Raw genomic sequence first — 13269 nt, 5'->3', positions numbered from 1 at the left:
GCCAATTGGCAATCTCCTTCACCCAACGCTGCCCTCGAGACTCACACCGAGCAGCTTTTGAGCTTCCACTGCAAATTCCATCGGCAGCTCGCGGAAAACTTGTTTGCAGAAGCCGTTGACGATCATGCTGATCGCATCCTCGCTCGACAATCCTCGCTGGCGGAAGTAGAAGATTTGATCTTCACCTATTTTTGAAGTAGTAGCCTCGTGCTCGACCTGCGCCGTCGAGTTTTTAACCTCGAGATAGGGGAATGTGTGCGCGCCGCACTTATCGCCAAGCAGCAACGAATCACACTGCGAGTAGTTACGCGCGCCAGTCGCGCTCTTAAGAATCTTTACCATCCCGCGGTAGCTGTTTTGACCGTGGCCCGCTGAGATTCCCTTCGACACAATCGTGCTGCGCGTGTTCTTGCCGATGTGGATCATCTTGGTTCCAGTGTCGGCTTGCTGGTAGTTGTTGGTTAGCGCCACCGAGTAGAACTCACCAACCGAGTTGTCGCCCTGCAAAATGCAGCTCGGGTACTTCCAGGTTATGGCCGAGCCGGTCTCAACCTGCGTCCACGATATCTTCGAATTCTTGCCCAGACACTTGCCGCGCTTGGTGACGAAGTTGTAGATACCGCCCTTGCCGTTTTTGTCGCCAGGATACCAGTTCTGCACGGTCGAGTATTTGATCGTCGCATCGTCGTGCGCGATCAACTCGACGACCGCCGCGTGAAGTTGATTCTCGTCACGCATCGGAGCGGTGCATCCTTCGAGGTAGCTAACGTAGCTGCCTTCGTCGGCGATGATCAACGTGCGCTCGAACTGGCCGGTGTTCTTGGCGTTGATGCGAAAGTAAGTAGACAGCTCCATCGGACATCGCACGCCCTTCGGTATGTAGCAGAACGATCCGTCGGTGAAGACCGCAGAGTTCAGCGTGGCGAAGAAGTTGTCGGTGTAAGGCACGACCGATCCTAGATACTTCTTGACCAGTTCGGGATGCTCCTGCACGGCTTCAGAAAACGAACAGAAGATTATTCCAAGCTCTCCGAGTTTCTCTCGGAAGGTAGTAGCTACCGAAACGCTATCGAACACGGCATCGATCGCAACTCCGCTGAGGATCTCACGTTCACGAAGCGGTATGCCGAGCTTCTCATAGGTCCTGAGCAGTTCCGGATCGACTTCGTCCAAACTCTTCGGCCCATCCTTTTTAGTCTTTGGCGCCGAGTAGTAGACGATCTTCTGGTAATCGATCGGTGGATAATGGATGTTCGCCCAGGTCGGTTCCGCTTCAGATTCCTCGAGCGTCAACCAATGTCGATAAGCGCTCAAGCGCCACTCGAGCATGAACTCTGGTTCATTCTTCTTGGCGGATATCAGCCGGATCGTGTCCTCATTCAAACCGCAAGGCACGGTATCGGCCTCGATTTCGGTTACGAACCCCCACTTGTACTCGCTGTTGACTAGCGCTTCGATGGTGTCGATCTCTGTACTCATCAGTGGTCTCCGGGGTGTCCTTCTGAACTCTCCGTTGATCGGAGGCTCATTGACATACTAGGAAATCTGTACTTTGAAGTCAAGATTGGGAGGAGTTCGGGCGCGTCGCTGTAAAGCTTATCATTTTGTAAGTTAGTGTCGCAGCCAAGTACATGACCTTTTCGGTCAACAATGAACTTGACTTAATCAGTCGGGTATCCTAAAGTCTCAATTCCGCTTGGCAATGTTGAGTGGCGAGTGGTTGGTTTAAAGGCTATGCAAGTTTCTTCAAAAGGGAAATACTCGGTGCGCGCGGTGCTCGACATCGCTCAGCACTCAGATGGCGCGCCGGTGCCTCTGGCAGCCATCTCGCAGCGAGAAGGAATATCGCTGATGTTTCTCGAGCAGCTCTTTCAGCAACTCCGCAAGGGAGACATAGTCAAGAGCTTGCGCGGATCGCACGGAGGATACGTTCTCGCTCGTGATCCGTCGGAGATCACCATTGGCGAAATCCTTCGCTTGGTCGAGTCTCCGCTTTACACAAACTCCTGTTTTAGCAAAGAAGAATCGGTCGACGATTGCAGGATATCGAGCAGTTGCATCAGCGGCGCGATCTGGAAGCAGTTGGCCGAGCACGTGGACAACTTTTTGGATTCGATTACTGTGGCCGATCTGTCGAACAAGGGGAAGCCCGAGATCGTCTACGCACTAAGAGTGAAATCGAAACGCATACTGGCAGATCCAGGGATGACCGTCGAAAGGCCCGAACCGGAAACGGCTGAGGTCGCTTAGCAGAAGAGATCAAGTTCCGAGGAGAATAGAATGGCCTTGAAGCTCCCAATTTATATGGACTATCACGCGACGACGCCTTGTGATCCGCGCGTCTTCGAGACGATGCGTCCTTACTTCATCGAAATATTCGGAAATGCAGCAAGCCGCAATCATCAGTTTGGTTGGGAAGCCGAAGAAGCTGTCGAGAACGCGCGCAAACAAGTAGCTGATTTGATCAGCGCGTCTTCGAAGGAGATCGTATTCACCAGCGGCGCGACTGAGTCTGACAACCTTGCGATCAAGGGCGTCGCCGATATGTATTACGAGCGCGGCGACCACATCATAACCGCAGTCACCGAACACAAGGCAGTGCTGGACAGTTGCAAGAAGCTCGAAAAGCGCGGCTTCAAGGTGACTTATCTCCCGGTAGGAAGCGATGGACTGATCACACCCGATGACATCAAGAATGCGATCACTGACAAGACGATCCTCGTCACGATCATGATGGCGAACAATGAGATCGGAGTTATTCAGCCGATCGCTGAGATCGGCAAGGTATGTAAAGAGAAGGGTGTGCTCTTTCACACTGACGCAACTCAGGCCATCGGCAAAATCCCGTTCAATGTGAACGAGCTGAACGTCGACCTCGCTTCGTTCTCGGCTCACAAGATCTACGGACCGAAGGGCGCCGGAGGCTTGTATGTTCGACGCAAGAACCCTCGCGTGGTGCTCGTGCCGATGATGGACGGCGGCGGCCACGAGCGTGGCATGCGAAGCGGAACCCTCAACGTAACCGGAATAGTCGGGTTGGGAAAAGCGTGCGAGCTCGCAAAGGACGAAATGCCGGTTGAGAACGAGCGCGTTTTCAGCCTGCGAGAGAAGTTGCGCAAGGGGCTTATGGATGATTTGCCCGACGTCTACGTCAACGGGCATCCGACCGAACGCCTGCCAGGAAACCTGAACATTTCATTTGCCTACGTCGAGGGCGAGTCGCTGTTGATGGGCATCAATGATATTGCTGTGTCGTCAGGCTCGGCGTGCACGTCGGCGAGTCTCGAGCCGAGTTACGTGCTGAAGGCTCTGGGCGTCGGGGAAGAGCTTGCGCACAGCTCGATTCGGTTTGGACTCGGGCGATTCAACACAGAGGAAGAAGTCGACTACACCATCGGCCGCGTTAACGAGGCCGTGAACAGATTGCGAGAGCTTTCACCGCTGTGGGAGATGGTCCAGGAGGGCGTCGACCTCAGCAAGGTTCAGTGGGCTGGCGAATAAGAGAGAACTCAACAGTACGAGAGGACGGACAAACAAATGGCATATTCAGACAAGGTCGTTGATCATTACAACAATCCGCGCAATGTTGGAAGCCTCGACAAGAAAGACCCCAGCGTCGGTACGGGGCTTGTCGGCGCGCCCGAGTGCGGCGACGTGATGAAGCTTCAGATCAAGATCAATCCCGATACGCAGATCATCGAGGATGCGAAGTTCAAGACGTTCGGCTGCGGCTCGGCCATCGCAAGCTCGAGCCTCGCAACCGAGTGGCTCAAGGGACGATCGGTCGACGATGCGCTGGCGATCAAGAACACAGCAATCGTAAAGGAGTTGAACCTCCCGCCGGTCAAGATTCATTGCTCGGTTCTTGCTGAAGACGCAATCAAAGCGGCGGTGCGCGACTATCAGAAGAAGCAGACGACCGAAACGCCGAAGGCCGAAGAAGCCGCCGTCAACGCGTGAGAGATATGATTGAACTGACTTCAAAAGCTGTTGAGAAGGTCCGCGAGATCATGCACGACCAGGGAATCGCCGAGGGCGGGCTGAGGGTTGGCGTGAAGGGCGGCGGTTGTTCGGGGATGAGCTACAATCTGGCGATCGATACCGAAGAGCGGCCTGGTGACCAAGTCTTCGAGAAGGACGGCGTGAAGGTCTTCGTCGATCTGAAGAGCTTTTTGTTCCTTGACGGCTCGACGCTTGATTACAAGGAAGAGGGGTTGATGCAAAGAGGTTTCACCTTCCTCAATCCCAAGTCTTCGGGCACGTGCGGCTGCGGCGAATCGTTTGCGGTTTGAGATAGGCAGGCCCTCCGGCTGGAACACCAATTCTGGAAGAGATTGATGGTTGGGCGCCGTTGCGACTCAACCATTTTTTTTGTTGGCGAGGGAAGTTAGCGCCAAGACGCAAAGAACGCGAAGACGCAAAAGCTGAATGGCTGAAGCTGCAATCAACACCGAAAGAGTTTCTCAGACCGTCTGCCTGCATTGCGGCGCTCAATCCGCCGGGGCGCACTTTTGCTCCGAGTGCGGAAAGATTCAAGCAGCCGTCGAGGGCTCGGGTCATTTCAGCTTCTTCGGTTTGCCTAGAAAGCTGCGCATCGATGAATCCGAACTCGAAAAGTCGTTCTATGCGTTTAGCCGGCAGTTTCATCCTGACTACTTCATGAGCGCGAGCGAACCTGAACGGCAAGCCAGTATGGAGCGCTCGTCGATGCTAAACGATGCGTATCGCACATTGCGCGATAAGGTCGCGCGCGTCACGTATCTGCTGACGCTTGAGGGCTACAAGGAAGCTGAGAAGAAAGCGCCGCCTGATTTGTTAGAAGAAGTCTTCGAATTGAACATGCAGATTGAAGAGTTGAAGGCTGCGAAAAGGATGGGCGATGAAGAGGAAGTCGCTGAAGCCCGATCGGCGCTCGAAGATGCGCTCGCGGGTTTGCGAGAAAAGTTAGCCGGCATCGACAAACGGCTTCTCGCGCTGTTTGAGGACTGGGATTCCGCCTTGGATCGAAGCGCTGCGACAGACGAGAAAAAGCCTTTGCTCGATCGAATGAGTGAGTTGCTCTCACACCGATCATACGTTCGTCATCTCGCTGATAGCATCCAGGAGGAACTCTGATTAATGCCGGTCATTGAACTCAGCTTGAGCGGCCGCCCGAAGTCTGCTCGCGTAGTCGGCATAGACCTCGGCACCACCAATAGCCTCGTCGCTTATATGAGCGACCACGGTCCCGAGGTTATTCGCGACGAATCGGGCAACGGGCTCGTGCCGTCGATTGTTTATTACGACCACGAGCAAGACCGCTTGCTTGTTGGAGAGGAAGCTCGCGATCGGCTCATCACCGAACCGCGCAAGGCGATCTATTCTGTAAAGCGATTCATGGGAAAGGGCAGCGCAGACGTTCAGGAAGATCTCAGCCTCGTTCCGTTTCAGATTGCAGCGGGCAGCGAGCAAGTGATTGGGTTCCAGATGGGCGACCGCGTCTTCACCCCGCCCGAGATTTCCGCATTCATACTTCGCGATCTTAAAAAGAGTGCTTCGCAGTTCTTCGGCGAGGAAGTTTCTCAGGCAGTCATAACGGTTCCGGCTTATTTCAACGACGCTCAGCGGCAGGCTACAAAAGACGCGGGCCATCTGGCCGGGCTTGAAGTGCTGCGGATCGTCAATGAGCCCACGGCGGCTTCGCTTGCGTACGGCATCGACAAGAAGGACGAGGCCATCGTCGCCGTTTATGATCTTGGCGGCGGCACATTCGATATATCGATACTGAAGCTCAAAGACGGTATCTTCGAGGTGCTCTCGACTAACGGCGACACGCATCTAGGGGGCGACGACCTGGACAATCGGATCATCACACTGGTCATCGATGAACTCGAACGCGGCGCGGGCAAGGGCGTCGCACTCGATCCGGCCGTATTTCAGGCGATCCGAAAAGCCGTCATCAAGGCAAAGCACGACCTTTCGGAATCTGACAGCGCGCTGATCGAGATCGATCTGGGAGCTGAGCACGGACCATATCGGCGCGAGTTGGCGCGCCATGAATTCGACGGGCTGATCGCTGAACTGGCCGAGCGCACGATTGGCCCCTGCAAGCAAGCGCTGAAAGACGCCGACCTCGTTCCCGAGCAGATCGATGAAGTCGTGATGGTAGGCGGCTCGACGCGCATTCCGCTGGTCCGCAGCAGAGTGAAAGAACTGTTCAAGCGCGAGCCACACATCGAGCTAAATCCGGACGAGGTCGTCGCGCTCGGCGCCGCCATTCAAGCCGATGTGCTTGCAGGCGGGCGAAGAGACTTGCTCTTGCTCGACGTCACTCCGCTGAGCCTCGGAATCGAGACGATGGGTGGGGTCGTGGCCAAGATAATCAATCGCAACTCGACGATCCCCGCTTCGGCAGCGGAGATGTTCACCACGTGGGTCGACAATCAAACCGGCATCGACGTTCACGTTCTTCAGGGTGAACGCGAGTTGGTCGAAGATTGCCGGAGTCTCGCGAAGTTCACTCTGAAGGGCATACCGCCCCAGCCCGCCGGGTTCCCTCGAATCGAGGTGAGGTTCTTGATCGACGCCAACGGCATTTTGACCGTCAGCGCGCGCGATTTGCGAACCGGTCAAGAGCATTCGATCGAGGTCAAGCCTTCGTACGGGTTGACCGATGAGCAGATCGAGAAGATGTTGATCGACTCGTTCGAATTCGCCGAAGAGGACATTCGCAAACGTCAACTCATCGAAGCTCGCAACGAAGCCGAGACCGTAATGCGCGCCGCGGAGAAAGCGCTGGCGGAGCACGCACAAGGGTTGATCGATGACGACGAGCGTACGGGAATTCGGCGCGCTCTCGATGATCTTCGCCAGGCTGTCGGCGGCGAGGACTATCAATTGATACGCGAAAAGATCAAAGGCCTGGACGACGCTTCGCATCATTTGGCGGAGGTCATTATGGACACCGCGCTGCTGACAGCGCTCAAAGACCGCAAGGTATCGGAAGTTGCGGAAGGCTAAACATGGAAGCGAGAGAAGGAATCGGTAGCGTCATCGTCGAAGAAGAGAAAGCGGAGACTGACAGGAAGACATGCAAGGTCACGTTCCGGCGCTCGAACACCGAGCCGGTGACCGTCGAGTACGAGCCGGGGGTGACGCCCTATCACGAGCACGGCAAGGAAGGGTCGCTGCTGGACATCGCGCTGAACTGCGGCGTTAACCTGGAGCACTCATGCGGCGGAAACTGCGCGTGTACAACCTGCCACGTGATAGTCAAACAGGGCGAAGAGAATTTGACGGAGATGGACGAAGACGAAGAGGACCGGCTCTACATGGCCGACGGCTTGACGCTGCATTCGAGGCTTGGCTGCCAGTGCGTGGTCACCGGCGACGTGACGGTTGAGATTCCGGACACGCTTGAATTCCTTCGTCACTAACGCGTGACAACGACGACCAGGAGCATTATGAGTATAGAATTCTGTCCGAAATGCAAATCGCCTCAGAATCTGCTGCTCTCGACTGCGGTGAGGGAGCAGGCTGACTCTGAAGGTGCGGTTAAGAAGATCATGACGAAGAACTACCAATGCGAAGTCTGTCATTCGTTCGTTCGCAGCGAGGAGCTCGAAGTGACCGATGAAGACTCCGGCGGCGAAGCGGCGACGACCGACGGTGCCGGAAACTGAGGCTTGAAGCCATTTCGCGATTGACCGAATTCATTGTGGAGGAACGATGCCCGAAGTGAATTGGACCGACACCGAAGAAATCGCCATCAGGCTGCTGGAAGCTCACCCGGATGTTGATCCGCTCACCGTGCGCTTCACGGACTTGCACCGATGGGTGATGGAACTGCAGGGTTTCGCCGGCGATGCCAAGGAGTCCAACGAGAAGAAACTCGAAGCGATTCAGATGGTCTGGTACGAAGAGTGGCAGGAGGAGCATGGATAGCAGCAAGCCGGTTCCGGGTTCAGGGTTCAGAGTTCCGGGTAAACCCTGAACCACGAACCCGGAACTCTGAACCCTGAAGTTATGAAGGTCTACCTCGACAATAGCGCGACGACGGCAATGGCGCCCGAGGTCATTGAAGCGATGCTGCCTTATTTCTCACAAGAGATGGGCAACGCGCAGTCCGTGCACTCTTTCGGGCAGCGCGCGAAGGCCGCCGTCGAAAAGGCCCGCCGTGAAGTCGCCTCTCTCATCAACGCTGCTCCTGCCGAAGTGGTTTTCGTATCAGGCGGAACCGAAGCAGACAACCTCGCGGTGCGAGGAATAGCCGACGCCCATCGAGAATACGGCCGGCACATCATTACGACTACGGTCGAACATCCGGCGGTGCTCGCAACGTGCGAAGCCCTCGAAGCGGCCGGTTATCGAGTCACTTATCTCCCAGTATCTCGAAGCGGGATCGTCAGCATTGACGATATGCGCCAGGCAATCAGCGACGACACGATTCTGATTTCAGTGATGCTCGCCAACAACGAGACGGGAACGATTCAGCCCATCGGGGAGATCGCCGCCGTGGTCGCCGAAGCTCGAACCCGGGGACTGGATCATCTACATCTTCACACCGATGCGGTTCAAGCAGTCGGCAAGATCCCGGTCGACGTTAAGAGACTCGGAGTTGATCTGCTGTCGTTGTCGGGCCACAAGATTCACGGGCCGAAGGGTATCGGCGCTCTGTACGTTCGAAAGGGAACACGCCTGGCGAAGCTGCTTCACGGCGGTCATCACGAGCGTGACCGAAGAGCTGGTACGGAGAACGTGCCGGGGATCGTCGGTCTCGGAAAGGCGGCTGAGCTTGCACGCATGCACCTCGACGAACGCGTAAGCCGAATGCTCGAGCTGAGGGATCACCTCGAGCAGGACGTGATTTTCCGTTTCCCAGATGTCCGAGTGAATGGTGATAGACAACAGCGCGTGCCCAATATCTCGAACATGAGCATTGATGGTATTGATGGTGAGAGCTTGCTGATCGCGCTTGATCTAAGAGGTATCGCGGTATCAACTGGCTCAGCGTGCGCTTCAGGGTCGCTCGAGCCAAGCCACGTACTGCAGGCGCTTGGGCTCACCCGCGATGAAGTACGCGGGAGCTTGCGCTTCAGCCTGGGGGCTTATACTACGCGAGAAGAGATCGAATACGCGGTTTCTGTCCTCGCGGAAACCGTGGTTCGGCTTCGCGAGATGATCCCGGCTGATGAAGCGGAAGCGACGAAGCTGGCTCTCTCGTAGATCTTACTAGGACCAACTAAACCCACGCACGAAGGATTACGAGATCGTTGGCTAATACCTTGTACATGGTCGTCGAGCACTTCAAGAACAAGGACGCTGTGCCGGTCTATCAGCGGTTTCGTGACCGTGGCCGGATGGCTCCGCAGGGGTTGGTGTACGTGTCCAGTTGGGTTGATGAAAACCTAGAGCGCGCCTACCAACTTATGGAGACGGCAGACCGGACGCTTCTCGATCAATGGATGGCAAATTGGAGTGACATCGTGGACTTCGAGGTGTTTCCGGTTTTGACTTCAAAAGAAGCGGCCGAGAAGATCGCGCCCTCGCTGGAACCGTGAACGCCGTGTAACCGATCTGAGATTCATAGTCGAAGGCAACGAAGATGTACAGCCCCCAAATCGCCGAGCACATCGCAAACCCCCGCAACGTCGGCGAGCTCGAAAACCCCTCAGGCGTCGGCGATGTAACCAATGAAGTCTGCCTTGACCGAATCAGGCTGACTATTCGGCTCGAGGGCCGCCGGCTCATTGAAGCAAAGGTCAAGGCGTCCGGCTGTCCTCCGACGATTGCTGCCGCGTCAGTGCTGACTGAAATGATCATCGGAAAGTCTGTTGAAGAGATTGGATCGCTCACTAGAAAAGACGTCGCAGATGCGCTGGGTCATCTGCCGCCCGCCAAGGCCCATTGTGCGGCTCTCGCAATCGATGCGCTCCGTGCCGCGATTGACGGCTTTGCGAGTTAGCCGTTTCGCCAGGATTGCGTTGGCGTTTACCCGGGGAGTACGGACCCGCACCCGGGACAGAATATTTCACCGGCCACGATTCGCAAATTACAATCCGAGCAGGTTGGGTTGAGTGGTTGCGTCGGTCGTTGAGTCGAGTCGACTTCGTCGATGAAGACTCCGCAAGTTATGCAGAACAAGTCATCGACTCCCGACTCGGCGCCACAGGCGAGACAGACGCCTCTCGATAAGGCGCCGATGAAGAGAAGCAGCGGACTCATCTCGGTGAGTGGACCGCTGGCGTAGGATATCTCGAAGGGTCGCAGATGAGCTTCGACGGGCTCTTTAGAGCCTTGATAGACGGACACAGATTCTACCGCGCGACGGGCGGGCGCTGAATCGGCGGCTTCGAGCACTGGCAGTTGAGTGAGCACCGGTTCGGCAACGGGCTCATTAGAACCTTGGTAGACGGACACAGATTCTACCGCGCGACGTGCAGGCGCTCCGTCGGCGGCTTCGGGCATCGGCGGTTGAGTGAGGACCGGTTCGGCAGGGAGAGATTGGGAGACCTCTTCCGCAGCAGCCGCATTCTGGAGACGTTCCACCAAGCGCCTTTGCTCCGCGGACGTTAACTCTTCGAAGGCCTTCAGTTCCTCGTAAAGGTCTATCTCGCCCGCGACAGTTGAGGTTGCTTCCGCGCTAGTCGGGCTAGCGGGGATCGCCGCGTCAGTCTTGTTGAACTCCATCCGAAGTTTTCTTTCGTTGAGAATCAATGAGGAGGCTGGGCGAGGTCATTCTACAATACGGTCCGGCGAGTTTGCTATAGAATTGTAGGACATGCCAAGCGAATCGGAAATCATCTCGCGACTGAGAAGGCTGGCCGGTGTCGGCGATGAAGTGGCGGTGGGGATTGGCGACGATGCGGCCGTAGTCAGCTTGCCCGGCGGAAGAGACCTGATCGCGTGCTGCGACCTGATGGTCGAGGGCGTGCACTTTCGCACGGAGTGGACTACACCGCGCCTCTTAGGCCGCAAAGCACTGGCGGTCAACCTGAGCGATATAGCTGCGATGGGCGGCTTGCCGAGGTTTGCGATGATAAGCATCGCGATTCCTCACAAGTGTTCCTCCGAGTTCATCGATGAACTGTTTGCTGGTCTGTTCGAACTTGCAGACGCCAGCGGTGTTTCGATCATAGGCGGCGACACATCAAGCTCGCGTGACTCGTTGTTCATCGACGTAAGTGTGATCGGCGAGTGTGAAAGTGGGCAAGCTGTCACCCGACGAGGCGCAAAGACCGGCGACAGAATCTATGTCAGCGGTTCGCTTGGCGCGTCGTCGCTGGGACTGTCGCTGCTCGAAGACGGGTTCAGGCTCGAAGATTTGAAAGACCGAAGTGATGCCAGGCAGCAGGCGATATTCAAGCACCTTGCGCCCGAGCCTCGATTGAAGCTCGGCCGAGCACTCGGTGAGGCAAGACTGGCGACGTCGATGATTGATATCAGCGACGGTCTTAGCACTGACCTGTGGCACGTACTCGACGAGAGCGATTGCGGCGCGATCATTCATGCCGAGGCCATTCCGATTGCCGAGTGTGTGCGCTCCGTCGCGGCGGCGGAGCCGGGACTTGATCCTCTGAGGTTGGCGCTTAACGGCGGCGAAGAATACGAGTTGCTTTTTGCCGTTCGGCCCGAGTACCAGCAACGAGCCGCCGAGCTGGCAACCGTGTGTGGCATAGAGATCACCGCAGTGGGTGAGATCGTAGCGGGCAGGGGACTACAGCTTGAACGCGAGGGCTCACTCGAAGCGGTTCAACCCGCTGGGTACGAGCATCGGTTTGACCGGTGATTTAGAAGTTCGTAGCGCGAGAAGTTTGTAGTACCGCCTTCAGGCGGAAGTTCGCAATTGCGATGTCTCCGACGCCCTACAAACTTCCGCCTGAAGGCGGGACTACAAACTTAATACGATGAGCCCGGATTATTTCTTGCTTTCAGTCTTCTGATTCAAGCTACCGCCCAACACCGCCATCAACGCATCCGGCAGCATCCCGCGCCAGTTCAGAAAATCATGTCCGCAATTGCATTCTCCGTAGCCGACCTCGTAGCCTTTCGCCCTCAAGATATCGCGCAGATGCCGGTTCACAGTCACCATGTCAGCACCGCCCTTCGGCGTCGGGCCCCTCTCAAAATCGCCAACGCTGAGATAGAACCGCAGCGGCAACTTCTTGCTGGCGACGAACTGACGAGTTAACCACTCGGGCTCGTTTTCACTGTCCGGCTTCCACCAGAACGAACCAGACTGGGATATCACGTTGCCGAAGATTTCCGGATGACGAAACCCGATGAAGACTGCGGCCAGACCGCCGAAGCTTACGCCGCTCACGACCGTCTGCCCTGGATCGGCGGTGACGTTGTAGCGTGCCCGCACCCACGGGATAGCTTCCTTGGCAATGAACTCTGCGTACGGCTCATAGCAAGCAAACTCGGTGACGCGAGAGTAGGGAGTCGGGTTGTCGAGCACGACGGCAACCATCGGCGGCAGCTTTGACTTCGCCAGAAGATTGTCCAGAATCGCCGGCGTCGGAACCAGCAGCGTGTAAATCGGCCCGTCGAACATCACGATCAATCCATAAGGCTTGCCGTCGCGAGTGTAACCGGGCGGCGTGTAGACCCAGCCTCGACGTTCGTTCTTGAGAATCTCGCTCTTTAGCTTCACGTTTTCCACCGAGCCCTTCGGGACTTCGGGTTGTCGCACACCCCACAGTTGCGGGGGCGCGCCAGGCAACTCCGCGATTGAGCCGCCGCGTTTGTTGAGCGGATCGATTCTGAACGTCGCAACCCGCGCCGGGATGTCCTTTTCTTCGAGGTCTTCGATCGGCACCAGCGAATCGTTAGGCGAGAGCTGATATGTGAAGCGCGCATCGCGCGGCAACCGGTATGTTTTATACCAGAGGTCGGTGTCCGGCAGGCGGCGCATTTGATTCTTCGCGATGCCGCCGCCGTTTAGGCCGGCAAAAACGAGAACGTTTCTCGTTTCTTCTCTGGCCCGCCAGAGAAAAGTCACCAGCACGTTTCGATCATCGGCTTGAATGGGTTCGACAAGCGGAGTGCCTTGAGAGGCGGCTTCTTTCCAGAACTGTTCAAGCGCATCGCGGCTTCCGGTCTCAAGCTCTTTCCGCAACCTGGCCAGTCGCGGGCTGTCCATCTCCTGCTTTGTCTGAAGCTCTGCTGTCGATGAAAAGCTCGAATCTGTTGTTGTGCCCGAAGCGGTGGGCCATGCCCGGAAGCCAGAAAACATCAGCGCGAATGCGGCAATCATCGCCAGTCTTTTCATCTCACTCGTCTCCTCGA

At 56.4% G+C, this 13269-nt stretch carries 16 protein-coding genes; 13 read left to right on the top strand and 3 right to left on the bottom strand.

Features of this window, described 5'->3' with window-relative positions; translation table 11 throughout:
* Positions 1-18 precede the first annotated feature (18 nt).
* A complete protein-coding gene (gene sufB, locus AABO57_24050; GenBank protein ID MEK6288802.1) occupies positions 19-1479 on the bottom strand; it encodes a Fe-S cluster assembly protein SufB in 1461 nt (486 codons plus the stop codon).
* 255 nt (positions 1480-1734) lie between these two features.
* Between sufB and AABO57_24045 the strand changes: the two genes are divergently transcribed.
* From AABO57_24045 to AABO57_23990, 12 genes are all read left to right on the top strand, one after another.
* Positions 1735-2250 carry an Rrf2 family transcriptional regulator gene (locus AABO57_24045; GenBank protein ID MEK6288801.1) on the top strand — a complete coding sequence of 172 codons (516 nt, stop codon included), beginning with the start codon at positions 1735-1737 and terminating at the stop codon, positions 2248-2250.
* A 30-nt stretch (positions 2251-2280) separates the two neighbouring features.
* Positions 2281-3501 carry an IscS subfamily cysteine desulfurase gene (locus tag AABO57_24040; protein MEK6288800.1) on the top strand — a complete coding sequence of 407 codons (1221 nt, stop codon included), beginning with the start codon at positions 2281-2283 and terminating at the stop codon, positions 3499-3501.
* Between the two features lie 36 nt (positions 3502-3537).
* Positions 3538-3960, top strand: a complete 423-nt coding sequence (gene iscU / locus AABO57_24035; protein ID MEK6288799.1) for a Fe-S cluster assembly scaffold IscU — start codon at positions 3538-3540, stop codon at positions 3958-3960.
* Between the two features lie 5 nt (positions 3961-3965).
* Entirely contained in the window at positions 3966-4292 is a 327-nt protein-coding gene (locus tag AABO57_24030) for an iron-sulfur cluster assembly accessory protein (protein MEK6288798.1), read from the top strand.
* A gap of 136 nt (positions 4293-4428) precedes the next feature.
* Positions 4429-5115, top strand: a complete 687-nt coding sequence (gene hscB, locus AABO57_24025; GenBank protein MEK6288797.1) for a Fe-S protein assembly co-chaperone HscB — start codon at positions 4429-4431, stop codon at positions 5113-5115.
* A 3-nt stretch (positions 5116-5118) separates the two neighbouring features.
* The gene (hscA, locus tag AABO57_24020) at positions 5119-6999 is read left to right on the top strand and encodes a Fe-S protein assembly chaperone HscA (GenBank protein MEK6288796.1); all 1881 of its coding nucleotides are present in this window, start codon (positions 5119-5121) and stop codon (positions 6997-6999) included.
* 2 nt (positions 7000-7001) lie between these two features.
* The gene (locus tag AABO57_24015) at positions 7002-7415 is read left to right on the top strand and encodes a 2Fe-2S iron-sulfur cluster-binding protein (GenBank protein ID MEK6288795.1); all 414 of its coding nucleotides are present in this window, start codon (positions 7002-7004) and stop codon (positions 7413-7415) included.
* Positions 7416-7442: 27 nt separating this feature from the next.
* The gene (locus tag AABO57_24010; protein ID MEK6288794.1) at positions 7443-7661 is read left to right on the top strand and encodes a hypothetical protein; all 219 of its coding nucleotides are present in this window, start codon (positions 7443-7445) and stop codon (positions 7659-7661) included.
* Between the two features lie 46 nt (positions 7662-7707).
* Positions 7708-7923 (top strand): Fe-S cluster assembly protein IscX, encoded by a 216-nt coding sequence (iscX, locus tag AABO57_24005; GenBank protein MEK6288793.1) that lies wholly within the window; start codon positions 7708-7710, stop codon positions 7921-7923.
* 81 nt (positions 7924-8004) lie between these two features.
* Positions 8005-9204, top strand: coding sequence for a cysteine desulfurase NifS (gene nifS / locus AABO57_24000; GenBank protein ID MEK6288792.1), 1200 nt, complete (start codon positions 8005-8007; stop codon positions 9202-9204).
* Between the two features lie 47 nt (positions 9205-9251).
* A complete protein-coding gene (locus AABO57_23995) occupies positions 9252-9539 on the top strand; it encodes a DUF3303 family protein (GenBank protein ID MEK6288791.1) in 288 nt (95 codons plus the stop codon).
* A 44-nt stretch (positions 9540-9583) separates the two neighbouring features.
* Complete coding sequence (locus AABO57_23990; protein ID MEK6288790.1) at positions 9584-9943, top strand: iron-sulfur cluster assembly scaffold protein; 360 nt, start codon at positions 9584-9586, stop codon at positions 9941-9943.
* Between the two features lie 26 nt (positions 9944-9969).
* Here AABO57_23990 and AABO57_23985 read toward each other — a convergent pair whose 3' ends face one another.
* Entirely contained in the window at positions 9970-10668 is a 699-nt protein-coding gene (locus tag AABO57_23985; protein ID MEK6288789.1) for a hypothetical protein, read from the bottom strand.
* A 91-nt stretch (positions 10669-10759) separates the two neighbouring features.
* Between AABO57_23985 and thiL the strand changes: the two genes are divergently transcribed.
* A complete protein-coding gene (gene thiL / locus AABO57_23980) occupies positions 10760-11767 on the top strand; it encodes a thiamine-phosphate kinase (GenBank protein MEK6288788.1) in 1008 nt (335 codons plus the stop codon).
* 129 nt (positions 11768-11896) lie between these two features.
* On the opposite strand, the gene fes is transcribed toward thiL, so the two are convergent.
* Positions 11897-13252, bottom strand: coding sequence for an enterochelin esterase (gene fes, locus AABO57_23975; GenBank protein MEK6288787.1), 1356 nt, complete (start codon positions 13250-13252; stop codon positions 11897-11899).
* Positions 13253-13269 lie beyond the last annotated feature (17 nt).

The sequence above is a fragment of the Acidobacteriota bacterium genome (assembly GCA_038040445.1).
Classification (GTDB): Bacteria; Acidobacteriota; Blastocatellia; order UBA7656; family UBA7656; genus Onstottus_A; species Onstottus_A frigus.
This window is presented reverse-complemented; position numbering and strand designations above follow the sequence as displayed.